The organism is Salinimonas marina, assembly GCF_015644725.1.
Lineage (GTDB): Bacteria > Pseudomonadota > Gammaproteobacteria > Enterobacterales > Alteromonadaceae > Alteromonas.
The window spans coordinates 3,135,083-3,159,802 of record NZ_CP064795.1 but is presented as its reverse complement, the minus strand read 5'-3'; the positions used below and the strand labels follow the sequence as shown (position 1 = coordinate 3,159,802).

Below are 24,720 nucleotides of genomic sequence, written 5' to 3'. Positions count from 1 at the left end.
AGCCTCGCTGTCGCTCAGCTTTTCCCGTTATTGTAAGCGTTAGCTGCCAAAGCAGAGTTCCGTGAGTAACTTAAAGTACTGTAGTAAAGATGAACAACAAAATTAAACTAGTTTTCCTAATTATTTTCGCTCAGTTCTTATCGGGCTGTACTTCAATTGGAAGCTACATAATATCTAATCCTGATGTTTATCTATCAGAGGCAGAATTTATCAAAGCTAAACCTGAAGAAATTGGTTTCACAAAACATGAATTCTGTTCACATAATTCAAAGGAGTGTATCCAATATCTTGCAGCACCCCCTTACCTTTCTGAAAACTTTCCTGTGGGTAGTTCTGTTTATTACAACCTCCACGCAGTAGGTAATGGAGTAGAGAATACGGTATCTCACACAATGACTCCTGATACATTTAATCGTTTCAAGGGGACAGCTCTATTGTTGCATGGATATGGCGGCAAAAAGGAAGTTATGATAGCTACTGCTATTTATTTTAGGGCGCTCGGCATGAAAGTGATCATCCCTGATTTATTTGGTCATGGCGAATCACAAGAAAAGTTTGCTTTCGGTTCTAAAGAACATCGGGTGCTTTCTCAACTGCTCAGTCAATTAGCAAATAAAAAAGGTGACAAAGAATTATCAGTTGTTGTTGGGCACTCAATGGGAACTCTAACGGCAAGCAACTTAATATCATCTGAATATGTAGATGCAGCTATTTTACTAGCTCCTATGATGAGATTCGACATTGCCGCAAAAGAGTATTTACCAAATAAGGCTCCCAAACTGAGCAGTTTATTTTCTGATAGAGTAGATGATATTGTTACCCATACAATGAATGAAGCATCAGTTACTTTAGAAGAAACGGATTTATTAATAAATTTAATTGAAAGCAGTAAACCAGCATTGTTAATAAATTCGAATGTCGACTCAATTTCACCGCCAAGTTACTTTTCGTCGGTCAACAATAAGCAGTTAACAAAGCTAATATTTGAAAATCGAGCACATTCAAGCCTAATGGTTTTCAGTCAAAAAGACGCCAGCAAAATAGAAAAGTGGCTATTTGGTCTTTCAAACCATTACAACAGCAGCTAACAATCTGTTATACAAGTACAAAATACTCTTGGCATTGGCTCCTTCTTCGCTAATTTTAGCCAACAATATTTAGCCTGTTAACAGGGCGTTATGTGCCAAAAGGAATTTGAATGCACAAGAATAATCAACTAATAATCGCTGGCAGTTTAAGCATCTTGGCTGCACTACTTCACATTAGTTGTATTTTCGGCGGCCCTGACTGGTATCTCTTTTTTGGTGCTGGTCAACGCATGGCTCAACTCGCTGCCCAGGGCGACCCTTACCCCGCAATTGCAACTTTGGTAATTGCTTCAATTCTTACTGGCTGGGGCTTATATGCTTTTTCTGGTGCAGGTATCATCATCAAATTACCACTACTAAAAACCTGTTTAGCTTTAATTACTGCCATCTATTTGTTGCGTGGTATCGCAGGCTTAGTTGGTCCCTTTCTAACTTCAGACCCTGTGGTACACCAAAATTCAATAACCTTTTGGTTAGTAAGCTCAATTATATGCTGTATTTATGGTACGTTTTATTTATTGGGCACAGTAAAGTTATGGCGGCAGTAGAAAGTGTGCTGGAAAAAAAATTAAGTTCGCCCGCTGCGCGGGCTGGGACGCAAACATGTGGGCTGCTCACTTCGTTCGTATTTTAGCCCACATGCCTGCGCTCCAAATTTACCGCAGAGCGCGGCGTTATGTGCCACTTAGGACCAGAAACCTATGGCTAGAATTTTTCACACTCAACTCAGTTTAAAATCACTCATAAAAATATCTGCAACTATCAACTTTATAGGTGGGTTAGTATTTGGAGTTCTTATTTTTATTATTGCGCTTTTTGGCGAGCCGACCATTGTAGATTTAATTTCAGTGATAGCGACACCGGCAATTTCGGTTGTAAATGGCGTTATGATGGCCTTAGTAGCGTATCCATTTTATAAACGGTGGTGCGCAAGAGTTAAAGGTCAAAAGGTTAGTGGTTTTTTTGTGGAAGTATCAAACGATGGCATATAACAAAAAAATTAAGTCACTCACTTCGTTCGCTGGGACACATACACGTAGGGCGGCTTCTGTAGTGGTCAATCAGTTGCATTTTGCTCACTTCCACAATCATACTTTCTGACACACATACCACCCATCACCAAATTGCCTGCACTTATCGGGCGATAGGCAGCATTTTCCTGAGGTTTATGAGGCAGAGCGCAGAGGCCGATTAATTGATACCATACGCTGCAATACAACGTTATCTTCGGTAACATTACCTAATGTCGCCATCAGGCACAGTACTGTTTGCCTTAGCAGATTATGCAGGATTTACATGGCTCTTAAAGCAACCATCTTTAAAGCGGATATTTCCATCACCGATATGGACCGCAATTACTACCATGATCACAACTTAACAATTGCGCGGCATCCTTCTGAAAATGACGCGCGGATGATGCTGCGGATTGTTGCGTTTATCGTCAATGCCCACGAGCAATTACAGTTCACCAAAGGCTTATCTGATGACGAAGTGCCGGATTTGTGGCAAAAAAGTTTCAGCGACGAAATCGAACTATGGCTTGAGTTAGGCCAACCTTCTGAGCAACGTATCAAAAAGGGCTGTAATCAAAGTCAGCAGATGATGATTTACTCCTATGCCGACAGAAGCTTTGACGTGTGGTGGAAAAAGGAACAAAATAAATTACAGACTAAGAAAAATCTGTCGGTGTTTACCTTACCAGAATCGCTATCGGCTACACTCGCTAACGCAGTAGGGCGTTCGATGCAAATTCAGGTCACGATTCAGGACGGCCAAATCTGGTTAACCATCGAAAGCGCTGAGAACAGCGAATGTATAGAAGTAAACATTCAACAGCATTTATAAAACTGACAAGGCAGGTAGGCCCGTGCCTTCCTGCCGTATGTTCTGGGTATAACGACAAGCCACTAACCCCTTGTGCGTTACCGGCCCCGGATTGAGTCAAACTTCAACTCACACCATCGTGTTCAGAGATAATATCCAGATGTTAGTGGTGGCGGGGCAGCGACCTTTCAGGCCACCCTTCACCTCGCTTTGCTGTACTAACTCCATCTTATAGTGGGCCTCGTAATGGTGGCGAACTTCTTTTGCATTCACCGAAAATGGCGGGCCGGTCATCTGGCTCTGATCATAATCAAAACAAATCAGCAGTTGCGGGGCATGGTGGGTGATCTGGCGCAGATGGGTGGTGTATCCGGCCCGCAGGTCTTCGGGCAGGGCCACCAGAGCAGCGCGATCGTAGATGGCGTCTATCTGGCTTAGGTGGTGATCTTGTAAGGTGAATATATCACCCACAAATACCTGAATGCCCTGAGCTGTATACAGCTTACCGCAGCTGCGATCTTCCACCATCGGAGTGATATTCAGGCTTTCAAACAGTTGCTTTACCGCCAGTTCGCTAAGCTCGGCGCCCACCACCTTGTAGCCTTGCTCCATCAGATAACGGATATCCAGGCTTTTACCGCACAACGGTACCAGAATACGGCTACCGGGGGCCAGGCGCAGCTTGTCGAGATGGTTGACCAGGCCGGGGTTGTATTGTTCTTCGTGAAAACCAATGTCGTTTTCCTGCCACTTTTTGTGCCAAAACTCGTGTTCCATAATAACCTCTTTAGCGTGTACAGGGTGGATGATACTTGTTCGCACTCAGGCGGTTAATTTGGAAAGCCACCACGAAAGCCAGATACAAAAAGCCAATAAAATCAGACTCCACAAGACCAGCATCAGCAGATATTTGGCCGGCGCACCGCGAACCGACTCCAGTTTACGCCCAATTGCGGCGGGTCGCCAGTAACGCAAAAGCATCCCGGTAAGAAGGGTCAGCCCAAAGCCGGTGACATTCCACCAGAACCAGAACAGCGGGCTGTCGGTCAGCCACAGCGTGGTATTGCAGCCAACCCCGGCCAGCAGTGCAAAATTAACCTGTCTCGCGGTAACCCGCTTACTATGAATACCCAGCAAAAAAGTGGCCAGTACCGGGCCGTAAAAAACCGACCCAATTTTATTGATGGCTTCAATTACGGTAGGGGCAATATCGCCGGCATAAAGGGATAGAGTGAGGGTTATCAAGCCCCAGATTACTCCGGCCAGCCGGGCCTGTTTCAGGTACTGACGGTTGTCTGGCTGCTGACCGGTTACCCGACAGATATCTTCCACACTTACCGCCGCCAGACTGTTTATTGCTGAACTTAGTGAGGACATGGCGGCGGCCATAATCGCCACCACCATAAAGCCGACCATCCCGCTGGGCAGGTATTCAACAATAAAAACGGGCATCATCCAGTCGGGTTCACCGGCTGGAATTTGACTCATCAACTGTGAGTCAGACAAAAACAGGGTGCCGATCACCAGGCCTGTGGCGCAGTACAAAGCGGTAATCGGGAAGCGTAGCAGAGCAACGCTAATCAGTAGTTTGCGTAAGTCTCCCACACTCTGGCTAGACAACGAACGCTGGGCTTCAGACTGATCGCAACCATAGTAGGAGGCATACAACACGATGCCTCCAAACAGCATGGGCAGCAGCCCAAAATCAGAACCGTTTAACCCCAGACCTTGCGGGTTGAGGGTGGTCAGTCGCGCCGGGTCGGCCTGATTAATGACCGCGGCCATGCCGCCCATAGCATCAAGCCCAACCAACAAACACAGCCCCGCCCCAGACACAATCAGGACCATTTGCAAAGCATCGCCATAGACCACGGCTTTCATGCCGCCCAAGGCAGAGTATATCAGCGTGATAACTCCGATGAGGGTAATGGCATGCCACTGCGCCAGGCCAATGGTACCTTGGAGTATTAATGAGATGGCGTAAATCATGATGGCGGTGGCAAAGGAGCGGCTAAGCTGAAACACCAGACTAATAAGCAGACGGGTTGAGCGGGCAAAGCGCCGCTCAAGATAATCATAGACACTTACCACGCCGGCCTGATGCAGGGTTGGTAATAGTCGCCATAGTAAAATGGCCACCGCGGCCGGCAGGGCCAGTTCGTAAGACAGCCAGATAAGTCCGCCACCTTCACGTAAGCCTACAAATGCCGGGGCCGAGATAAAGCTGATGGCCGATAGCTGGGTCGCCATTACCGACAACGACAGGGCGGGCCAGGACAGGGTACGCCCGCCTAAAAAATAATCCTGTTTGTCAGATTGTTTTCTAAAGCCTACCCCCAGTACCAACAGCCCCGCCAAATACGTGCCGATAATTACATAATCCAGTGTGGTCATGAGTCACATCCCTGTGGTTTGGGTCAATAACTAAGGTGTGTGATTGGTGATGCCCGTACCCCATAATAACCTGGTAGAAGGGCGCATAACCCCGTGGTGAATTTCAAAGCCGTCAGGGCGATCACTTTTAATCAATACCGGGCCATCCAGATCAACAAAATCAACGCCACTACACAGCAAAAAAGCCGGCGCCATCGCCAGTGAAGAGGCGACCATGCAGCCCACCATGATTTTAAAATCCAATGCTTTGGCAGAGTTGTACAGGGATATGGCTTCGGTAAGCCCGCCGGTTTTATCCAGCTTGATATTCACCGCCTGATAGCGCTTTTTTAATGTGCTTAAGTTGTCACTGGTATGGCATGACTCGTCAGCACATAAGGGCACCGGACACTCATATCCCTCCAGCGCCGCATCGTCGGACACGGGCAGAGGCTGTTCGATTAGCGCGACATTCAGCGCTTTGAGCTGGGGCGCCACCTCTTTAAGCAATTCCATACTCCAGCCTTCATTGGCATCAACAATAAACTGGCTGTCAGGGCAAACCTGATGAATCGCCCGTATTTTTGCGACCACATCCTGCGGGTCCAGCTTTATTTTAATGAGACCCGCCTGACCCAGGCTTAAAGCTTCCTGCTGCATTTGCTCCACCGGACCTACGCTAACCGTTTGCGCGGTAAGGCACTGTGTGGGAGGCGTCAGACCGGTCAGGGTACTTACCGGGGTTTGCCGGTGGTTAGCGATAAGATCCCAGAACGCACAGTCCAGCGCATTGCGAGCGGCCCCGGCGCGCATAAGCTGAGGCAAACGGGCGTGATCATCGATATGGGTTAACTGGGGGGCAAGCTGGTTCAGCTCGCTCAGCGCTGCTTCTATGGTTTCACCGTAGCGCGCGTAGGGTACGGCTTCACCGCGACCGGTAACGCCCTGCCAGCGAAGCTGCACCACTATCACATCGGCGTGTGTCTTAGCACCCCGGGATATACGAAACTCACGGGCCAGGGGCAGGCGTTCATGACTAGCTTCAAGGGTCAGGCTCATAATGCGGCTACCAGTTCACTTACCCCATGGCGGACCGGATCCACACATGGCAGTCCCAGCTTCGTTTGGGTCTGCTCACACCAGTCACGCGCTTGCTCATCGCTGACCGAAGAGGTATTCACTGCAATACCGGCAACATACACCTCCGGATTAGTCAGGCGCGCAGCAGCCAGGTTCAGCTCGATAGTCCGGGCCAGGGTAGGCTGAGGCTGGTGGGGCAGGGCTCGCATATGAGTGCGACTCAGTGCATGACACACAATCAGCGCATCAGGCTGGGAGCCATGCAATAATCCCAGACTCACACCGGCAAAGGCCGGATGGGATAACGAACCCTGGCCTTCGATAATATCCCAGTGCTCAGGGTCATTGTCGGGACTTAACGATTCCGCCGCACCACTGATAAAATCGGCCACCACACAATCGATAGGAATACCTTCTCCGGCCACCAGAATGCCGCTTTGGCCGGTGGCCCGGAAGGTCGCGGCTTTTCCTTGCTGTTGTAGGTGTCTGGCAATACTCAACGAGGTGTACATTTTGCCAACCGAACAATCTGTCCCCACCGTTAACAGCCGTTTGCCCTGCCTGCGTTTGCCGGTACCGGTGGTGAAAGTGGTGCTTGGATGACGAATGTCTATTAGTTGCGCCTGCATCGCTTCGGCTTTTTCAACCAGTTGCGGGTAGCTGGACAGTTTATCGTGCAGGCCACTGACAATATCCAGGCCCGCGTCTAATGCTTTGAGTACATGCTCAAGATAGCGTGCGTCCAAATGCCCGCCGCTATTGGCAAAGCCCAGCACAAAACTTTTAGCCCCCAGCTCTACCGCTTCGTCAATCGACAGGGACGGACAACCTGTGCTTACCTCGCACCCGGGCAGGCGATATTCACCCACACACTTTTCCGGGCGCCAGTCAGCGGCGCTACGGGCCATTTTAATACTTAACGGATCAGTGGCATCGCCAATAAACAGTAAATAGGGAGACTGCAGCACGCGGTGTTTTTCCTGTATTGATAAAGTTGCTGTTAGCTTTACCATATCTGGCGCCGGTGACACAATATCTGCGCCTTCGCCGCCACCAAAGTCTTACAGTTAAGTGCCGGTGGCGGGACGCACCATCTCGATGTGCGCAATACCATCTTCGTCGTAGGGCTGGCCTACCGTGCTAAAGCCAAATGCTTCGTAAAACGCCAGCAAATAAACCTGGGCCGAAATACGCAAACCAGTATCCGGAAAGGCATCTTCACTCCGTCTGATGGCCTCGGCTACCAGCTTTTTGCCGCTGCCGCTGCGCCGGCGTGTATTTACCGTTAATACGCGGCCCATTGCCGGTTCAGTATATTTGGTCCCGGGTGCCAGTATTCTTGCATACGCCACCAGTTCACCGTCCTGCCAGCCAAGCAGGTGGTAAGCGCTTAAATCATCTTCATCAATATCCGGGTACAAACAGGTTTGCTCTAAAACAAATACCGCCTGTCGCAACTTATACATCGCATGCACCGCCCGGGGTGTCAGGTTATCCAGTTGCGCCCATTGCCATTCAATCATTGTGGGATCCTTAGGTTCTCGTTGTTTTTTGGTCGCTAATGCGATTGGTACTGTTTTTCGGGGTAGGGGATAAGCCTACCAGAGGGTAAACGTCTTCGTCGCCTTCATCTGTCTTTATGGGTGGTTAATACAACACGCCGCAGAATGATTTTCGAAAAGAAAGTGGGTGTCCATACGTAGGCGTCCAGAGGTAGGCGCTTAGAATTTTAATTCTGTTGCTAGAAATAGGCTGCCGCTTCAAATCAGGCCTCTGGTACCAACATCTGACCGAACTATGGGTTATTTTTTGGCCTGAAGTTTATTCAAAAAGGCCCGCTGGCACAGCGCCCGGGTGTTGACGTATAACGTGGCGGCCAGCCTGATGAATTAACACCACTGAGAAAGAGCGCACCAATGTAAGGAAAGACTACTACCGGCTAAAGCAAAGAAATTAGCTAAAAGGGAAAGCAGATTTATTGATCACTACAGGAGGTAAATGTCATATATTATGTACATTGCAATATCCCAACTATAATGATTAGTAACGGAAATTCCACCTGCAAGTGTTGGCAAAGGGAAATTAAATGAAGATTGCAATCCTATCAAGAAATAAAAAACTATATTCAACTCGCCGCCTGAAAGAAGCCGGCGAAGCTCGAGGTCATCAAGTTGATGTAATCGATACCTTGCATTGCTATATGGATATTACCAGTAACCATCCGGCAGTAAGACTCAAAGGGCAAGAGCTGCCCGCCTACGATGCGATCATTCCGCGCATTGGTGCCTCTATTTCATTTTATGGTGCCGCGGTGGTCAGACAGTTTGAAATGACAGGTAGTTATAGCATTAATGAGTCTGTTGCAATTAGCCGTTCTCGAGATAAATTACGCTCAATGCAGCTGCTGTCGAGAAAAGGCATAGGCCTTCCCAGAACCGGATTTGCGAACAGACCAGACAATATAAAAGATTTGATCAAAAATGTTGGCGGGGCGCCGTGTGTCGTCAAATTGCTAGAAGGCACGCAGGGCATAGGCGTGGTGCTTGCTGAAACGACGAAGACCGCAGAGGCAATTGTAGAAGCCTTCATGGGGCTTCAGGCCAACATCCTTATCCAGGAATTTATAAAAGAAGCAGGCGGCGCGGATATTCGTTGTTTTGTGGTAGGCGACAAAGTGGTTGCTGCTATGAAGCGCCAGGGCGCCGAAGGTGAGTTTCGTTCTAATTTGCACCGAGGAGGCACGGCAGTATTAGTAAAATTGAGCAAAGAAGAGCGAGCAACTGCCGTTGCCGCAGCCAATATTATGGGCCTGAATATGTGTGGTGTTGATATACTGCGCTCCTCGCGCGGGCCCGTGGTGATGGAGGTCAACTCTTCCCCTGGATTAGAAGGTATTGAGACGGCAACAAAGAAAGATGTGGCTGATTTGGTATTTCAGTTTATCGAAAAAAATGCAAAGCCATATCGCACTCGGACACAGGGCAAAGGCTAAAGAAACGTTGTTGAGGTATGATAAGCAGACCCTTTTCACAAGAGTCACCGACGTTTTACCGAAAAGATCGTCGCTTTCTCACTTCTACGAATAGATTGTTAGTATGTTTGAAAAAATACAGTCGTCGTTTGCAACCCTGTTAGGGGCATTCGGTACCAATTCTCTAATCCAAGCCTCGGTTGCAATTTTACTTTCTTTTTTAGCGGCGACACTGTTTAAGAAAGTCATTATTGTGAGCCTGAAGAAACTGATTCAACGCTCTGATATTAATTTGGGATCTGAAATTTTAGATCTGTTAAGAGCGCCCATCTATTACAGTGTTCTGATGATTGGTCTTTGGATCGCCCTGACAACTTTGAAGCCGACAGCGGAAATTCTGTATATTGAGTCTGCAGTGCTAAAGTCAATTGGGGTGATCATTTGGACGGTTTTTTTATTAAAGGCCAGTGGGGTACTGTTAAAACGGCTTGCTCAGTACCCGGAACACTTCAAAGCAATAAATAGCAAGACGCTACCCCTGTTTCTGAATATGCTGAGCATCATCATCATTGTTGTATCTGTTTACGTGGTATTTTCACAATGGGATATAGACATGACGGCCTGGCTGGCCTCGGCGGGGATTGTCGGCATTGCGGTTGGCTTTGCTGCCAAAGACACCCTGGCAAATCTATTTTCAGGTGTATTCATAATGGCTGATGCGCCTTACAAAGTGGGTGACTATGTTATTTTAGACTCAACAGATCGGGGTGAAATCACCCATATTGGTATACGCAGTACACGCATGCTAACGCGAGACGATGTAGAAATTACCATTCCAAACTCGGTGATGGGGAATTCAAAAATAATTAATGAATCCGGCGGCGTACATGAAAAATCTCGCTGCAGGATCCCCATCGGCGTGGCTTATCATGCCGATATCGATTTGGTGCGAGCCGTATTGATGACAGTGGCTCAACAAGAGGAGCTCGTGTGTAAAGATCCTGAGCCGCGAGTCAGGTTTCGCCGGTTTGGCGGCTCAGCGTTAGATTTTGAATTGTTGGTTTGGGTAGACAAGCCAGCGTTAAAGGGGCGGCTGATTGACATACTAAACAGTCAAATTGTTCACCAGTTCAAAGCACACAAAATAGAGATCCCGTACGCAAAACACGACTTGTTTATTAAAGAATTTCCGTTTCCGGAGGACGACAAATAATAGCTTACAGTCGAGGGAACTCTAGGGTGGTAGACATATAGTGGTGCATCAGTATGTGCACGGGTAACAGGCACCGAGCATATGAGAGCGGGCTAAGGATAGCTGTCTGATGGGTAAGCTTAAACAGCGAGTGGTGGTGGGCATAGACAAAGCGTCAGTATACCAGTTATGAACGCAGGCCTGCTTAAATGCGAGCGGGCTGGAAGGCAGTATGAGCAGAGGCGGGAACGGCTGTCATAATGGCGTAGCTAAAAGCTCTTCGCGCTACCCCAAGGTGAACAAGTTAAGCAAAAGATCGGTTTAACCCGAATACATCTCACAGCGATATGTTCAATATCATCGAGTGGTTTTATAACCGCAAATGAAAATACGGCTCCAATAGTTTACGGTCACCGCCAGGGTATTAAAATCGTGGCGACGCACGGCTGAAAAGCGTTTGGCTTAGAAATGGTGACATTAGTGGATGTGGAGGCCTCAACCTGTGCGCGTTATCAGGATTCTGCTTTTGCTTTACTGCCATACATTAAAAATGTAGCTACTCAGCAGTAGGCTCATCGTTTTTTAGTGGCGGGTGGCCAAAGCATGAGGTCGGGCCAACCTGTCCCGAGGTTGGACACTGGTCAGCAGGGCTGGTAGGTTGCTGATGTCTAACCAAACTCAACAGATTTTGGCAGGCACAAAAAAGCCTGCACAAAGCAGGCTTTTCGAAACACGATGTTACTGCAACCATTCTACTCGTCTAAAAAGCTCTTAAGCTGTTCAGAACGACTTGGATGACGCAGTTTACGCAACGCCTTGGCTTCAATCTGACGGATACGTTCACGGGTAACATCAAATTGCTTGCCTACTTCTTCCAGTGTATGGTCGGTGTTCATGTCGATACCAAAACGCATTCTCAGTACTTTTGCTTCACGGGCGGTCAGACCTGCCAATACTTCCTGAGTCGCATTTTTAAGACTGCCTCCGGTGGCTGAATCAAGCGGCTGAATAATGGTGCTATCTTCAATAAAATCACCTAAGTGCGAGTCTTCATCATCACCAATGGGCGTTTCCATCGAAATCGGCTCTTTGGCAATTTTCAGCACTTTACGGATTTTATCTTCGGGCATCACCATACGTTCAGACAGCTCTTCGGGGCTGGGTTCTCGACCCATTTCCTGTAGCATCTGACGTGAAATCCGGTTCAGTTTATTGATAGTCTCAATCATATGTACCGGGATACGGATAGTACGGGCCTGATCCGCAATAGAGCGGGTAATGGCCTGACGAATCCACCAGGTTGCATACGTTGAAAATTTATAGCCACGGCGGTATTCAAATTTATCCACCGCCTTCATCAAACCGATATTACCTTCCTGAATCAGATCCAAAAATTGCAAACCACGGTTGGTGTATTTTTTCGCGATTGAAATAACCAGACGCAGGTTGGCCTCGACCATTTCTTTTTTGGCACGGCGAGCTTTTGCTTCACCAATCGACATACGACGATTGATATCTTTGATGTCCGCTATAACCAGGCCGGTTTCCTGTTCTACCTGGTTCATCTTAGAGACACTGCGCTCAATGTCTTCTTTGAAGTTGCCAAGGGTATCACTGTAGCCATGACTACCATCAATCGCGGCATTCAACCATTTGGTTGATGTCTCGTTGCCGGCAAAGGCTTTGATAAAGTCTTTCTTCGGCATTTTGGCGTTAACCACACAATACTTCATGATAAGACGTTCCTGAATACGAACTTTGTCCATCATGTCGCGCATGTTTTTAACCATGCGATCGAATTGCTTGGGGACTAACCGGAATTCTTTGAAGATTTCGCTTAGTTTTTCGATTTCCTTACGAGAATCTTTGTGCGCACGACCCTGAGTTTCAATAACATCACGGGCAACAATGTACTGTTCACGCAGCTCAGAAAACTTCAGGCGCGCATGTTCAGGATCAACGCCGCTATCATCTTCGTCGTCATCGTCATCACTGTCGCTTTCGTCTTCTTCGTCTTCTTCCTTGAGCTCTTCATCAGACAATTCTGAACCGATGTGCGTGGCAGTTGGCGCCATATCGCGTTCATCATCCGGGTCAACAAAGCCTGAGATAATATCGCTCAGACGAATCTCTTCGGCTTCGAACAGATCCCACTGTTCTAATAGATAGGTGATTGCCTCTGGATATTCGGCAACCGAGCACTGAACCTGATTAATCCCATCTTCAATACGTTTGGCAATTTCAATCTCGCCTTCGCGGGTAAGCAGCTCAACCGTACCCATCTCACGCATATACATGCGTACAGGATCGGTAGTACGGCCAATTTCACTTTCTACCGTGGCTAGTGCCTGAGCAGCAGCTTCAGCAGCGTCTTCATCCGCAGTGGTTTCCTGCATAAGCAATTCGTCGGAGTCCGGAGCGGCCTCTGACACTTGAATGCCCATGTCATTGATCATGCGAATGATGTCTTCGATCTGGTCAGAATCAACTATGTCTTGCGGCAGGTGGTCATTTACTTCTGCAAAAGTTAAGTAACCTTGCTCTTTACCTTTTGCAATCAGGAGTTTAATCTGAGATTGCTTGCTTTGCGCCATAGAACCTACACTTCTCACATTTAATAGTTAAGCAAAAAAGCACGCCCGGGCCGCCACTATACGTTGCACAGTCATGCTTGCTGTCGTTTTGTTACTGCATCTGTCAGCACCGTTTTACGGCTTTATTGATTGAAAAATGCTCTGCTGCCTTTGTTACGTAAACTCGCAGCGAATTGACCAGTATAGCAGTAAAAACGCTATGTTTACTAGGCTTACGGCATGTTTCTTAACCAAAAAAAGTCTGACAGAACTTATTGTGACTGACGTTCTTTCATCAACAAATTCAGTTCTTCTTTTTCTTCCCGACTCAGGGGCTGCATGCGTGAGCGCGAGATCAATGTTTCAATCCGGCTATCAAAATGCCAGTCGAGCAGGCGGGCAAAACTGTCCGCATACACCTGACTTGCCTCATCATCGCTGATCAGATGTTCCTGATGCAGTAATTTTGCGATGACAGGAGAATGGGGATGATCACGGAAGTTTTCAATAACCTGAGCGGTTTTTGCGCGAGGATGGCTACTGCAGTACTGATGAATTTGCAACAACAGGTCCATCCCGGCGATGCCGCTATTGGCCAGCATTTGCGGCAGCACATCTTCACACTCGGTAGCCAGAGCAGGCTGGTCAAGCAATAGCCTGATCATCATGCGTACCGGCGACTGCCGGGTTTTGTGCATCGCTTCAAACTTTTTACTGGCAGGTTTATCGCTACGTTGGTTGGCCCGGGCGATATCAGTTTGTAACCGAAAGCGATCGTATTCGCCGGTATGTTTAGCCAGTTCTTCCTGAAGCAATAGCTTTTGATTGTCCCCCAACACACTGTCAATCAGGGGTTGGGCTGCCGCTTTTAACGCCATTTTGCCTTCAGGGGTGCCCACTTCATGGGTTTTCAACAGGCTTTCAAAAAAGAACCGGGACAGCGGCAAAGCTTCATCGGTTAGCTTTACAAAAGCCTGCGAGCCAATTTTGCGCACCATGGTATCGGGATCTTCACCATCGGGTAAAAACAAGAAGGTAAGTTTCACGCCGTCTTTTAATGCCGGCAGGGCATTTTCCAGGGCCCGCCAGGCAGCCTGACGGCCGGCATTATCGCCATCGTAGCAGCACACAATATGGGAGGTGGAACGCATCAATAGTTGCAGATGCTCGGGGGTGGTAGCGGTACCCAGCGCGGCGGTGGCAATATTGATATCAAACTGGCTCAGCGCCACCACATCCATATAGCCTTCCACCACAATCATACGTTCAAGACTGCGGTTTTTCTGGCGCGCCTGGTAGTAACCAAACAGTTCCTGACCCTTATGAAAGATCCGGGTTTCAGGGGAGTTCAGATATTTAGGGCCGCTCTCGTCCGGTAACACCCGGCCGCCGAAGCCAACCACCCGGCCGCGGCGATCGCGAATCGGAAACATGATCCGATCGCGAAAGAAATCATAGCGTTTGCCCTGGTCATTTTGATTAACCAGTTTCAGGTCAATAAGCTGGCGCACCCGGTTTCCCGAGTTTCCAAAGCTGTTTAACAACCCGTCCCATTCACTGGGGGCAAAGCCAATTTCCCATTGTTTAACCACATCACCCGACAAGCCCCGGCCTTTGAGATATTCAATGGCCCGGCCACTTTTAGCATGGGTGCGCAGCTGCTGCTGAAAAAAGCGCGCCACCTTTTCCATTAAGGCGTAATCATCTTCCTGTTGCTGCTTTTTAGCCTCGCTCATGGCGGGCGGGCCGCCTTGTTCACGGGGGACTTCCAGTCCATGATGACGGGCCAGTTCTTCTATGGCTTCCACAAATTCAAGCCGATCAAACTCCATCAAAAATGAGATCGCATTACCATGCGCGCCACAGCCAAAGCAGTGATAAAACTGTTTGTCCTGACTTACGGTAAAAGAGGGGGTTTTTTCGTTATGAAATGGACAACAAGCCTGATAGTTTTTTCCGGCTTTTTTCAGTTTGACCCGGTTATCGACAATATCGACCACATCTGTTCTGGATAACAGATCGTCTATAAAATCCCGAGGTATTTTTCCGGCCATGAAGAAGATTCAAATAAGAAGAATGTAGCTACTTTAACAAGCTAAAGGAAGGACGCAACCATTGACGATTGCGTCCAGAATATCAGGCCGACAAACGTGCCTTAATTTTTCCGCTCAGGGCGCCCATATCGGTACGGCCCTGAACTTTGGGCTTCAAAAAGCCCATTACTTTGCCCATATCCTGCATGCCAGAAGCACCGGTTTGGGTCATAGCATCATCAATAAGCGTGTTAAGCTCATCGTCGCTCAAAGGCTGGGGCAGAAATGTTTCGATGACCGCAATTTCATTGCGCTCGGTTTCTGCCAGCTCCGGACGTTCAGCCTGATCATACTGTGCAGCAGCATCCTGACGCTGTTTAACCATTTTGGTCAATACGGCGAGAACTGCGGCATCGTCCAGGGTGATCTGCTCATCGATTTCGCGCTGACGTATCGCTGCGACAGCCATTCGAATAGTGCCCAACCGCACTTTGTCTTTGGCTCGCATTGCATCTTTTTGCGCGTTTTTTAAATCATCAATTAGCGCCATGCTTATACACCTGACAGTAAGATTTAAATAACAGGCTGTTAAAACGACAAAGGTGCCCGATGGACACCTTTGACAGCCAACACTAACTTAGTAGAGTTTTACGCGACGTGCGTTTTCACGAGACAGTTTTTTCATGTGACGCTTTTTCGCAGCAGCTTTCTTGCGCTTACGTTCCCAAGTCGGCTTTTCGAAGAATTCACGACGACGGACTTCAGACAGAACACCGGCTTTTTCACAAGAACGCTTAAAACGACGAAGAGCAACGTCAAACGGCTCGTTTTCTCTAACTTTAACGATGGGCATTAAGTTCTCACCTCAAAATTTTGCTGTTGGACCGGGGCGAAATGTTGTACACAAAAGGGCACCCGGGTTAAAAATGGTGCGAAATTCTAATCATTCGCCAGCCAAATGTAAAGCCGGAATTGTCAAAAAATAGACAATTTGTACCAAAAACCCAGCTTCACCATTCCCACTGCAGTGCAATAACGGTAAACTCTGCGCCTCATTCCACTTCCAATGAATCAACCGGATCTTAACATTATGCGCATACTGGGTATAGAGACCTCTTGTGATGAAACCGGCGTAGCTGTATACGACGATAGCCAAGGGTTACTGTCGCACGAGTTGTACTCACAGGTTAAGCTGCACGCCGATTATGGCGGCGTGGTGCCTGAACTGGCCTCCCGTGATCATGTTCGTAAAATTATTCCTTTGATTAATAAAGCGCTGGCCGATGCCAATACCACGAAAAATGATCTGGACGGGATCGCCTACACCCAGGGGCCCGGACTGATGGGGGCCTTACTGGTAGGCTCGTCGGTGGCGCGATCGCTGTCCTATGCCTGGGATCTGCCTGCAGTCGGCGTGCATCATATGGAAGGGCATTTACTGGCGCCGATGTTAGAAGATAACGCACCAGCCTTCCCGTTTGTCGCGCTACTGGTATCCGGCGGGCATTCTATGCTGGTAAAAGTGGCTGGCATTGGTCAGTACGAGGTGCTGGGTGAGTCGGTGGACGATGCGGCCGGCGAAGCATTTGATAAAACTGCCAAATTGCTAGGATTGGATTACCCGGGTGGGCCGCTGCTGGCAAAGCTGGCCGAGCAGGGCGAAGCTGGTCATTATAAGTTCCCGCGGCCGATGACCGACCGGCCGGGCCTGGACTTTAGCTTCAGTGGTTTAAAAACCTTTGCGGCCAATACTATCCGGGCCAGCGACAACAGTGCTCAGACGCAGGCGAATATTGCTTACGCATTTGAAGAAGCGGTGGTCGATACCTTAATGATTAAATGCCGCCGGGCGCTTAAGCAAACCGGATTAAAGCGGCTGGTGATTGCCGGCGGGGTCAGTGCTAATACCCGTTTGCGCAGCAAAATGGCCAGTATGATGAAGGATCTCCAGGGCGAGGTGTTTTACCCCAGCCTGGCATTTTGCACCGACAACGGTGCTATGATTGCCTATGCCGGCATGCAGCGTCTTAAAGCCGGGGAGTTCACCGAGCTGTCTGCCTCGGCCAAACCCCGGTGGGCTCTGGACACGCTGCCGGCCGTTTAACCAAAATTCAGGTCGCTGGCCCCAAATCGAATTGTTGCAGCATAGCCTCTGGGTTATGCTACGAGTTCCTGCTGAGGGCTCCTGCTGCTTTTAATCCCAACTAGATAATCTATAAGAAAGGAATCTTATTCATGCTGCGCTTATTTGTTGTAGTGCTTGGCCTTATCGGAATAACCGGTATTTTTGAGGCAGCGGCCACCCCTGCCACCGAGCAACATGTGGTGCTTATTTCACTGGATGGGTTTCGCCACGACTACATAGAACAACACCAGGCCAGTGAACTGGCCCGCATTGCCAGGCAAGGTGTCAGGGCAAAGCGTCTTACCCCGGTTTTTCCTGCCAACACCTTTCCCAATCATTTGTCGCTTATCACGGGTTTATTGCCTGCTAATCATGGGGTGGTAAACAACGAATTTTTAGACAAACAGCGCCCGGAAGATAACGGTTATGCGCGGTATCATATGGGCAAGGGCTATAAAGACAGTAGCTGGCTGCAGGGTGTGCCGCTTTGGACGCTGGCTGAATTGCAGGGCAAAAAAACCGCCAGCTACTTCTGGCCTGAAGCCGACGCGCGCTTTTTTGGTACCACCCCAACGTATCATTATCACTATTCCAAACATGCTGACTATCAGCAGCGTATCGACCAAATTGTTAGCTGGCTGCAGCTGCCAGCCATCGCCCGTCCTCAGTTTGTGGCCGGATATTTTTCACTTATCGATACCATCGGGCACGACTATGGCCCGATAGCGCTGAAACCTTTCAGGCCGTACAAACCATGGATGCGCTGATCGGCCAGCTGTACGACCGGCTGCAACAATTGTCTATCGACGTTAATCTGGTGGTGGTCTCTGATCATGGCATGCTGGATGTACGCAATGAGGACAGCATAAGTATCGCTGCGCTTAACCTCAATGCGGCAGATTTTGCATGGGTCAACGAAGGCTCACAACTGCACATCTATGCCCGCCCCGAAACACCGGCCAATCGTATCGATAATCTACAGCAGCAATTGGGTCAGCAGGCTGCAGCAAGGTTTCAGGTGTTGGACAGGCGCTTACGTCAACGCTATGGGATGCAGAAGGTTACCCGCAGTGGAGATATTCTACTGCAAGCCACAGCTGGGCGTCGCTTTGTGAATGCCGACGGAGACAAGGTAAGCCCGGGGGGCCATGGTTATCTGCCGGAACATCCGGACATGGGGGCATTGTTTATTGCCAGCGGACCCGCGTTTAAAACCGGGGCGCAACTGCCGACGGTACATAATCTGGAGGTGTACCCGGCGCTGGCGCAGATTATGGGCTTAACGTTGATAGCGCCAATAGACGGAAAACTGGAAGGATTGGCCCAGGGCCTGGTCAGCTCAGAAAAAAGCCAGGCCGGTTACGAGGAATAACGAGTATCGGGGAGGACGGACCGGTCAGCCGTTGTTTTTAAGCTTGCCGCGTTTGTCCCAGACCCGGGGCTCTTCACCGCGCTGCAAACGCTGAATATTAGGCTTATGACGCACTATAATCAGCAGTGCCAGCATTGCCACCGGCACTGTGTAATCGGGCTTGATAAAGAAGGTGTAAAGCGGGGCCAGCGCCACCGCCACAATGGCCGCCAGCGACGAATAACCCCACACAAACAGGGCCGCCAGCCAGCTTAACACAATCAGTCCGGCCAACTCAGGACCCACCGGTAACATCGCTCCAAAGGCCGTTGCCACGGCTTTGCCGCCCTGAAAACCAAAATACAGCGGAAAGATATGGCCCAGACAGGCGGCGATGGCGATAATGCCCAGTGCCACCGGCTCAATACCCAGCCAGTAGCTACAATAAACCGGCACCGTGCCTTTTAAAATATCCATTAACAGCACCAGCAACGCCGGAATGCGACCACCCAGCCGATACACGTTGGTGGCGCCGGGGTTTTTAGAGCCGGCAGTGCGCGGGTCGGCCAGACCATACAGTTTGCAGATGACCACCGCGCTGGACAGCGAGCCGCATAGATAGGCCACACCAACCATCAAAATTATTATTGGGATCATGTCATACTGCCAGGGTTCAGGTTACACTTGCCTCACACTACTAAAAAGCATACAAATGCGCCAGTAATTCGGCTGTCCACGCAGCATTGCGGCCATTTTTGTCTCAGGGTTCACAACATTACTATGGAACAAATTACAATATCGGGTCTAAAGGTCAGTAGTTTGATTGGGGTTTATGACTGGGAACGTACCCGACCTACCACATTGCTGATGGATATTGAGGTAAAAGCCGATCTTAGCCAGGCCCGGCACAGCGATGAGGTGGCCGATACCATTGACTACGCCAAACTCGCCGAATTTGTACAACAGCAGGCAGCCAGCGCTACCTTTGAGCTGCTCGAAGCCTTAGGGCACGCCTTGTGCGAAGCAGTGTTGCAAAATTTTCCGGTACAACAGATTACTCTGGCCATCACCAAACCGGAGATTCTGGCTGATGCCCAGGCGGTCACTGTCACTATTTCCGCCGGCCGGTAATGGCGTTACATAAAATTCTTATCAGTGTTGGCTCGAACATTGATAGAGAAACCCACACCAGAGCTGGCTTAGCGTCACTAAAGTGTCATTTTAGTGATATAAGTTGTTCTTCTGTATACGAAAGTGAAGCTGTTGGTTTTAATGGTTCAGCATTTTACAATTTAGTGGTTCAGGCCTTTACCTCATTACCGGTGGCGCAAGTTAACGACACGCTAAAATGTATCGAACGTGAGCATGGCCGTACTCATACTGAAAAAAAGTTTTGCTCACGAACCCTGGATTTGGATTTGCTTACTTATGACCAACTGGTTTGCAGTACGCCGGTGGTGTTACCCAGAGAAGAGATACTCTACAACGCCTTTGTACTAAAACCCCTGGCCGAACTGGTCCCCGACGACACGCATCCGGTGGCCGGGCGAACCTATCAACAGTTATGGCAACAATTTGAAGACGCCGACCAGCATCTGTGGCCGGTGGATTTTACATGGAGAGATGTATAAGCGATGACGCTTTTTGAAATTATTATTCTGGCAATTGTTCAGGGTGTTACCGAGTTTTTACCCATCAGCAGTTCTGCTCACTTAATTTTACCGGCAGAATTGTTAGGCTGGGTCAGCCAGGGTCTGGCGTTTGATGTAGCGGTGCATGTAGGTAGCCTGTTGGCGGTGATTATTTATTTTCGACACGACATCAGCAATATGGTGGTGGCGTGGCTTCACCATGGCTTTTCCTCCAATCAGACCCAGGACAGCAAACTGGCCTGGTTTGTCGCCATAGGCACGATTCCGGCGGTGATTGCCGGCTTTATGTTTAAAGACTGGATAGAGCTCAATGCTCGCACCGCCCTGGTGATTGCCTGTACCACGATTATCTTTGGTTTGTTGCTGTGGTACGCCGACCGCGCCGCCCAGCACCGCAAAAGCCTGACAGCGCTGACCTTAAAAGATACGGTGATTATTGGCCTGGCTCAGGCCATGGCGCTGATCCCGGGGACATCACGCTCTGGTATTACCATGACCGCGGCCCTGATGCTGGGGTTTGAGCGCGAAAGTGCGGCCCGTTTTTCATTTTTGCTATCGATTCCGGTTATTTTAGGCGCCGGTGCCCTGGCCACCACCGAACTGGTGGCGTCTAACGAGTCGGTAGACTGGAGTGCACTGATGTACGGGGCGGCCTTTTCATTTGTCAGTGCGTATCTGTGTATTTTCCTGTTTCTAAGCTTCATTGCCCGTATCGGTATGCTGCCGTTTGTGCTTTATCGGCTGGGATTAGGCGCAGTACTGTTGTGGTTTGTGTTTGCCTGATACAGTATTGAGTCTAACTTATTGTTCTTTGTGAAAGGAGCTCGCTGTGTCTGAGACTATTTTTACCAAAATTTTAAATCGTGAAATCCCAGCTGATATTGTCCACGAAGACGATCTGTGTCTGGCATTTAATGATATTAATCCCCAGGCGCCGGTCCATTTTCTGGTGATTCCCAAAAAGCCTATTGCCACGATAAATGACATCAGCGAAGCCGACCGCGAGGTGGTGGGGCATTTAACCATGGTGGCCGCCAAAGTGGCAAAAGAAATGGGTATTGACCAGGAAGGCTATCGGACCGTGATGAACTGCAACGAATTTGGAGGCCAGAGTGTCTACCACATTCATTTGCATGTGTTAGGTGGGAAGTTGCTGGGGTGGCCCCTTACACCGACAAGCCAAAAAACCTGGAATAACATCACAGGTTAAAACCAAAAAGGGAAGCCGAAGCTTCCCTTTTTAATGCGCGAGAGCCTGGGTTATAACCCCAGCACCTCTTTGCCTTGTTCAAAATGAATGTCTACCGGAATATTGGCTTTTTCCAGTTTCGCCAGATCTTTAGCCAACTCGGGTTTGATAACGCCCATCTTTTCCACCAACTGGCTTACGCCCTGATAATCGCCGTCGCCCTGATAGGTTAAGATAACCTGCGACAAGGCTTTCACGGCATCGCCCATTTTATCCATATTGACCCGATACATGCCGTCATCGGTTTTTTCAAAAGCGCCTTTTTCGGCAAAAAAGTTAAACCGAATCATATTGGCTTTACCATGGGCACTGGAGGCACCAAACCGAACCGAACGAAAGATGCCGGCCATAAAGGTGACATAATAATCTTCTAATGTTCCTTCGGGGATTTCGCCTTTTTCTAACAGGCTTTGAATCATATACAAGCCAAGAATATCGGCTTTACCTTCTTCCAGCGCCGAGGCGTGCTCTTTTAGCGCGCCGCGAACCGTACCTTTATCATTGATGGTGTTCTTGATACCCAGGCCATGGGCCACTTCATGAAACATGGTATTGGCAAAAAACGCATCGAAGGTAATGTGCTCGCGCTGTTCCGGCACAATCAGTTCATCTGAAATAGGTTTGAGGATATGTTCAAACTTGGCCTGCATTGCGTTTTTAAGCTGCAGGCGGCGGGTGCCTTTCTCTAGCTGTACCTGTTCATCGTTGGGTAAGTTGATGGCAATCGTTTTGCTTCCGGCATTGGAATGCCCTGCATAATACACCACATCATAGGCATTCAAATCCGCATCAGAACCCGGCATTTCGGCTTTATACTTGTCAGCCACCGGTAAGCCTTTTTGCAACTCGGGTAAAAACTGAGCAAACTTGGCCAGTTTATCGCTCCACTGCTTATCTTTGATCAAAACATAAGACTCAAAGGCCGCACGGTAGCCAAACAGCTGATCTTCATAGGTCTCGATAGGACCCAATACCAGCTCTACCGCATTTGATTTCATATCCATCCAGGCCATATCTGACGCCAGGTAGTCATCATTTAACAATGCTTCGGCGCGCAGGTTCAGGTAGTTGGCAAAGCTCTTATCTTCTGCCAGCTTGGCTGCCTCAAGCAGCAGGTTAGACGCTTCGGTAAGCTCTTTTTTGTAGGCTTGTGAATAAGGTACGGTATACAGCTTGCCGTTGTCGTCCCGGCGTACCAGCGAATAAAGACCATCTTTATCTTCAAAATCGGCCTGCTCAAATTCTTCTTTGGTCATGTCGGCCGGATAAAACTGGGCGCCAGCCGGTTTGCTGTCATAGCCAGATAAAAAGGCGGCATCCCCATTAAGCCGATCCCACGGACCATAGTTGATGTTGGCAAAATGTTTCACCTCACCTCGGCTCAGACTATCCATAAAGGTTTTTTGCTTTTCGTCAAAGGCTTGCTGCCAGAACAAAGCATCCATAATTTTCGAAGCATCGATAAGCTTGGCAATCATTTGCTTCTGATTGTTACTCAGGTGACTAAGATCGGCATTAAGCTCGACGGGGTGGTAGATGGATAAGCGCTGCTCATCGACCAGTAACTGGGTATTTTGTTGCGCTTGCTGTTGTTCTTGCCCGGACGCCTGACCCTGGCTATTATTTGCGGAGGTTGGGGCTTTGGAACAGCCCGAAAGTGCAAACACGGCTGCGGTTATTGCCACGGTCAACGGTTTAATTGCAAATTTTGGCATAGTTATCTTCTTTTCTTGTTTTGGTTATCGACAAAGCGTTCGCAAACTTATTTATTGAAGTTTGGCATCATCATGGCCGATAGCATATCGAACCCTGCTGGTTTGCGCCATAGGTGGGGTAATTTGAATAACCTCATGAAAAATAGCGAAGTGAGGGTGCTTATCTTTCATTTCACTGATATATTTTACACAGCTTCTGAGCAATGGCCATTTAGCCATTTTAAAGGACTGATCAGACGATAATTTTGCTGCAATGGCCTTAGAAAAATTTGTCAGCCGTTGGCTATTACTAATAATGAGAAAGGTAGGTCTATGTCTACACAAAATGCACTGCTTACGATTCTGGTAGAAAAAATAAATAACGACACATTGGTGTTACCCACCTTACCCGCAATTGCGTTGAAGGTTCGTAAAGCAGCGGATAATCCTGATATCAATCTAAACGAAATGGGCGATGTAATTGGCAAAGACCCTTCGTTAACAGCACGGATTATAAAAATTTCAAACAGTGCTTATCTGGGCCGGGTGGTTAAAGTGACCTCCATCAACCAGGCCGTAACGCGGATTGGATTGCTTCAGATTAAAAATATTTCTACCGCCCTGGCTATGGAGCAGCTGTTTGTTTCAAGAAATGACCTGGTAGGACAATACATAAACCGCGAATGGAACAAAACCATCGACGTGGTGGCGAATGCCATGGCGGCCATGCAAATGTACACCAAAGCGACAAAAAATCGAGATCTAAGCCTGGATACTATGACGCTAAGCGCCCTGGTGCATAACATTGGTGTGCTGCCTATCCTGACCGAAGCCGAGCGTCATGAAGAAGTGTTTGCTAACCCCACCTTCCTGGATGATGCCATTGACAAGGTTTCGGGGCGTATTGGTGCTAACATCATGAAAGTTTGGGATTTTGACCAAAGCTTTATAGATATCACCGAACACTGGAACGATTTGGCGTTTATTCCGAAAAAAGTCAGTTACATCGACTTTGTCCGCATTGGCGCCGCCCTGGCCGGCCGCATGGATACTCAGAAAGATGCGGTCTTGAATCTGGCGATGCAACGCGGTGCGATTCGGGATATGGCTGATCTGGACTCAGAAGACTTTAAAGCAGCCCGTGAAAGTGGTAAACAAATTTTTGTTTAAAAGCATTTACTTAAAAGCAGTTGCGTAAATAATATGACTGATACACAAACCCGCTTATAAGGCGGGTTTGTGTATTGAGCCCGTCATTTAAATCATGTTTTATTGCACTCAAAAAAGCCTGCGCCTGAACTTACCTGCTCGCAACTATGCGTATTGATGCCACCATGACTGGGGCCGCTACTTGTGGTCACAAACAGCCTGCTAGTGCGGTTTAACATCATCAACATCAGCCCCGGTAGCCGGGCTCCCTCCAAAAACCTACCTCCGTGCAGCAGGGTATCGCCTTGGGATAAGCCCATCAGACCCGGTTTTGCAACGGACTATGTCTTCGAAATTGTTCAGAGT

The 24,720-nt window shown here is 48.6% G+C and carries 23 protein-coding genes and 1 pseudogene; 13 read left to right on the top strand and 11 right to left on the bottom strand.

Going from position 1 to position 24,720, the window contains the following annotated elements:
* Window positions 1-89: 89 nt before the first annotated feature.
* From IT774_RS14160 to IT774_RS14145, 4 genes are all read left to right on the top strand, one after another.
* Complete coding sequence (locus IT774_RS14160) at window positions 90-1,088, top strand: alpha/beta hydrolase (protein WP_195810337.1); 999 nt, start codon at window positions 90-92, stop codon at window positions 1,086-1,088.
* Window positions 1,089-1,198: 110 nt separating this feature from the next.
* Entirely contained in the window at window positions 1,199-1,636 is a 438-nt protein-coding gene (locus tag IT774_RS14155) for a hypothetical protein (protein WP_195810336.1), read from the top strand.
* Between the two features lie 153 nt (window positions 1,637-1,789).
* Window positions 1,790-2,080, top strand: a complete 291-nt coding sequence (locus IT774_RS14150; RefSeq protein WP_195810335.1) for a hypothetical protein — start codon at window positions 1,790-1,792, stop codon at window positions 2,078-2,080.
* A gap of 304 nt (window positions 2,081-2,384) precedes the next feature.
* The gene (locus tag IT774_RS14145) at window positions 2,385-2,933 is read left to right on the top strand and encodes a YaeQ family protein (RefSeq protein WP_195810334.1); all 549 of its coding nucleotides are present in this window, start codon (window positions 2,385-2,387) and stop codon (window positions 2,931-2,933) included.
* 108 nt (window positions 2,934-3,041) lie between these two features.
* Here the strand turns inward: IT774_RS14145 and tmpT are convergent, their stop codons facing one another.
* The 5 genes from tmpT to IT774_RS14120 are packed head-to-tail and all read right to left on the bottom strand — an operon-like array spanning window position 3,042 to window position 7,888.
* Window positions 3,042-3,689: a thiopurine S-methyltransferase gene (gene tmpT, locus IT774_RS14140; protein WP_195810333.1), complete on the bottom strand. Its 648-nt coding sequence runs from the start codon at window positions 3,687-3,689 to the stop codon at window positions 3,042-3,044.
* Window positions 3,690-3,734: 45 nt separating this feature from the next.
* Window positions 3,735-5,306: a sodium:solute symporter family transporter gene (locus IT774_RS14135; RefSeq protein WP_195810332.1), complete on the bottom strand. Its 1,572-nt coding sequence runs from the start codon at window positions 5,304-5,306 to the stop codon at window positions 3,735-3,737.
* A 30-nt stretch (window positions 5,307-5,336) separates the two neighbouring features.
* Window positions 5,337-6,344, bottom strand: a complete 1,008-nt coding sequence (gene dgcA, locus IT774_RS14130; protein WP_195810331.1) for an N-acetyl-D-Glu racemase DgcA — start codon at window positions 6,342-6,344, stop codon at window positions 5,337-5,339.
* Entirely contained in the window at window positions 6,341-7,378 is a 1,038-nt protein-coding gene (gene dgcN / locus IT774_RS14125) for an N-acetyltransferase DgcN (protein WP_195810330.1), read from the bottom strand. Before dgcN ends, dgcA begins: the two co-directional genes overlap by 4 nt.
* A gap of 54 nt (window positions 7,379-7,432) precedes the next feature.
* Window positions 7,433-7,888, bottom strand: a complete 456-nt coding sequence (locus tag IT774_RS14120; protein ID WP_195810329.1) for a GNAT family N-acetyltransferase — start codon at window positions 7,886-7,888, stop codon at window positions 7,433-7,435.
* 563 nt (window positions 7,889-8,451) lie between these two features.
* Here IT774_RS14120 and rimK point away from each other — a divergent pair.
* Window positions 8,452-9,357: a 30S ribosomal protein S6--L-glutamate ligase gene (gene rimK / locus IT774_RS14115; protein WP_195810328.1), complete on the top strand. Its 906-nt coding sequence runs from the start codon at window positions 8,452-8,454 to the stop codon at window positions 9,355-9,357.
* A gap of 103 nt (window positions 9,358-9,460) precedes the next feature.
* On the top strand, window positions 9,461-10,549 hold the full coding sequence (locus IT774_RS14110; RefSeq protein WP_195810327.1) for a mechanosensitive ion channel family protein: 1,089 nt from the start codon (window positions 9,461-9,463) through the stop codon (window positions 10,547-10,549).
* A 731-nt stretch (window positions 10,550-11,280) separates the two neighbouring features.
* Here the strand turns inward: IT774_RS14110 and rpoD are convergent.
* The 4 genes from rpoD to rpsU form a co-directional block, all read right to left on the bottom strand.
* Window positions 11,281-13,122 (bottom strand): RNA polymerase sigma factor RpoD, encoded by a 1,842-nt coding sequence (rpoD, locus tag IT774_RS14105; RefSeq protein ID WP_195810326.1) that lies wholly within the window; start codon window positions 13,120-13,122, stop codon window positions 11,281-11,283.
* 251 nt (window positions 13,123-13,373) lie between these two features.
* Window positions 13,374-15,155 carry a DNA primase gene (dnaG, locus tag IT774_RS14100; protein ID WP_195810325.1) on the bottom strand — a complete coding sequence of 594 codons (1,782 nt, stop codon included), beginning with the start codon at window positions 15,153-15,155 and terminating at the stop codon, window positions 13,374-13,376.
* 82 nt (window positions 15,156-15,237) lie between these two features.
* Entirely contained in the window at window positions 15,238-15,684 is a 447-nt protein-coding gene (locus IT774_RS14095; protein ID WP_195810324.1) for a GatB/YqeY domain-containing protein, read from the bottom strand.
* Between the two features lie 87 nt (window positions 15,685-15,771).
* Complete coding sequence (gene rpsU, locus IT774_RS14090; RefSeq protein WP_195810323.1) at window positions 15,772-15,987, bottom strand: 30S ribosomal protein S21; 216 nt, start codon at window positions 15,985-15,987, stop codon at window positions 15,772-15,774.
* Between the two features lie 237 nt (window positions 15,988-16,224).
* Here rpsU and tsaD point away from each other — a divergent pair, with 237 nt between their 5' ends.
* Both tsaD and IT774_RS18085 read left to right on the top strand, forming a co-directional pair.
* Window positions 16,225-17,238 (top strand): tRNA (adenosine(37)-N6)-threonylcarbamoyltransferase complex transferase subunit TsaD, encoded by a 1,014-nt coding sequence (gene tsaD, locus IT774_RS14085; protein WP_195810322.1) that lies wholly within the window; start codon window positions 16,225-16,227, stop codon window positions 17,236-17,238.
* Between the two features lie 131 nt (window positions 17,239-17,369).
* Window positions 17,370-18,631: pseudogene (locus IT774_RS18085) on the top strand (alkaline phosphatase family protein).
* 24 nt (window positions 18,632-18,655) lie between these two features.
* Here the strand turns inward: IT774_RS18085 and plsY are convergent.
* Window positions 18,656-19,267 (bottom strand): glycerol-3-phosphate 1-O-acyltransferase PlsY, encoded by a 612-nt coding sequence (plsY, locus tag IT774_RS14075; protein WP_195810321.1) that lies wholly within the window; start codon window positions 19,265-19,267, stop codon window positions 18,656-18,658.
* Window positions 19,268-19,390: 123 nt separating this feature from the next.
* On the opposite strand from plsY, the gene folB reads away from it, so the two are divergent.
* The 4 genes from folB to IT774_RS14055 are packed head-to-tail and all read left to right on the top strand — an operon-like array spanning window position 19,391 to window position 21,472.
* Window positions 19,391-19,741: a dihydroneopterin aldolase gene (folB, locus tag IT774_RS14070; RefSeq protein ID WP_195810320.1), complete on the top strand. Its 351-nt coding sequence runs from the start codon at window positions 19,391-19,393 to the stop codon at window positions 19,739-19,741.
* A complete protein-coding gene (gene folK, locus IT774_RS14065) occupies window positions 19,741-20,241 on the top strand; it encodes a 2-amino-4-hydroxy-6-hydroxymethyldihydropteridine diphosphokinase (protein WP_195810319.1) in 501 nt (166 codons plus the stop codon). The genes folB and folK overlap by 1 nt, the downstream gene beginning before the upstream one ends.
* 3 nt (window positions 20,242-20,244) lie before the next feature.
* Entirely contained in the window at window positions 20,245-21,045 is an 801-nt protein-coding gene (locus IT774_RS14060) for an undecaprenyl-diphosphate phosphatase (RefSeq protein WP_195810318.1), read from the top strand.
* Between the two features lie 46 nt (window positions 21,046-21,091).
* Window positions 21,092-21,472: a histidine triad nucleotide-binding protein gene (locus IT774_RS14055; RefSeq protein ID WP_195810317.1), complete on the top strand. Its 381-nt coding sequence runs from the start codon at window positions 21,092-21,094 to the stop codon at window positions 21,470-21,472.
* Window positions 21,473-21,522: 50 nt separating this feature from the next.
* Here IT774_RS14055 and IT774_RS14050 read toward each other — a convergent pair whose 3' ends face one another.
* Complete coding sequence (locus IT774_RS14050) at window positions 21,523-23,226, bottom strand: dipeptidyl-peptidase 3 family protein (protein WP_195810316.1); 1,704 nt, start codon at window positions 23,224-23,226, stop codon at window positions 21,523-21,525.
* 312 nt (window positions 23,227-23,538) lie between these two features.
* Here IT774_RS14050 and IT774_RS14045 point away from each other — a divergent pair, with 312 nt between their 5' ends.
* The gene (locus IT774_RS14045; RefSeq protein WP_195810315.1) at window positions 23,539-24,375 is read left to right on the top strand and encodes an HDOD domain-containing protein; all 837 of its coding nucleotides are present in this window, start codon (window positions 23,539-23,541) and stop codon (window positions 24,373-24,375) included.
* The last annotated feature ends 345 nt before the right edge of the window (window positions 24,376-24,720 follow it).

Coding starts and splice junctions, on each gene's coding strand:
- IT774_RS14160 (WP_195810337.1), top strand. CDS start 90: ATGAACAACAAAATTAAACTAGTTTTCCTAATTATTTTCGCTCAGTTC.
- IT774_RS14155 (WP_195810336.1), top strand. CDS start 1,199: ATGCACAAGAATAATCAACTAATAATCGCTGGCAGTTTAAGCATCTTG.
- IT774_RS14150 (WP_195810335.1), top strand. CDS start 1,790: ATGGCTAGAATTTTTCACACTCAACTCAGTTTAAAATCACTCATAAAA.
- IT774_RS14145 (WP_195810334.1), top strand. CDS start 2,385: ATGGCTCTTAAAGCAACCATCTTTAAAGCGGATATTTCCATCACCGAT.
- tmpT (WP_195810333.1), bottom strand. CDS start 3,689: ATGGAACACGAGTTTTGGCACAAAAAGTGGCAGGAAAACGACATTGGT.
- IT774_RS14135 (WP_195810332.1), bottom strand. CDS start 5,306: ATGACCACACTGGATTATGTAATTATCGGCACGTATTTGGCGGGGCTG.
- dgcA (WP_195810331.1), bottom strand. CDS start 6,344: ATGAGCCTGACCCTTGAAGCTAGTCATGAACGCCTGCCCCTGGCCCGT.
- dgcN (WP_195810330.1), bottom strand. CDS start 7,378: ATGGTAAAGCTAACAGCAACTTTATCAATACAGGAAAAACACCGCGTG.
- IT774_RS14120 (WP_195810329.1), bottom strand. CDS start 7,888: ATGATTGAATGGCAATGGGCGCAACTGGATAACCTGACACCCCGGGCG.
- rimK (WP_195810328.1), top strand. CDS start 8,452: ATGAAGATTGCAATCCTATCAAGAAATAAAAAACTATATTCAACTCGC.
- IT774_RS14110 (WP_195810327.1), top strand. CDS start 9,461: ATGTTTGAAAAAATACAGTCGTCGTTTGCAACCCTGTTAGGGGCATTC.
- rpoD (WP_195810326.1), bottom strand. CDS start 13,122: ATGGCGCAAAGCAAGCAATCTCAGATTAAACTCCTGATTGCAAAAGGT.
- dnaG (WP_195810325.1), bottom strand. CDS start 15,155: ATGGCCGGAAAAATACCTCGGGATTTTATAGACGATCTGTTATCCAGA.
- IT774_RS14095 (WP_195810324.1), bottom strand. CDS start 15,684: ATGGCGCTAATTGATGATTTAAAAAACGCGCAAAAAGATGCAATGCGA.
- rpsU (WP_195810323.1), bottom strand. CDS start 15,987: ATGCCCATCGTTAAAGTTAGAGAAAACGAGCCGTTTGACGTTGCTCTT.
- tsaD (WP_195810322.1), top strand. CDS start 16,225: ATGCGCATACTGGGTATAGAGACCTCTTGTGATGAAACCGGCGTAGCT.
- plsY (WP_195810321.1), bottom strand. CDS start 19,267: ATGATCCCAATAATAATTTTGATGGTTGGTGTGGCCTATCTATGCGGC.
- folB (WP_195810320.1), top strand. CDS start 19,391: ATGGAACAAATTACAATATCGGGTCTAAAGGTCAGTAGTTTGATTGGG.
- folK (WP_195810319.1), top strand. CDS start 19,741: ATGGCGTTACATAAAATTCTTATCAGTGTTGGCTCGAACATTGATAGA.
- IT774_RS14060 (WP_195810318.1), top strand. CDS start 20,245: ATGACGCTTTTTGAAATTATTATTCTGGCAATTGTTCAGGGTGTTACC.
- IT774_RS14050 (WP_195810316.1), bottom strand. CDS start 23,226: ATGCCAAAATTTGCAATTAAACCGTTGACCGTGGCAATAACCGCAGCC.
- IT774_RS14045 (WP_195810315.1), top strand. CDS start 23,539: ATGTCTACACAAAATGCACTGCTTACGATTCTGGTAGAAAAAATAAAT.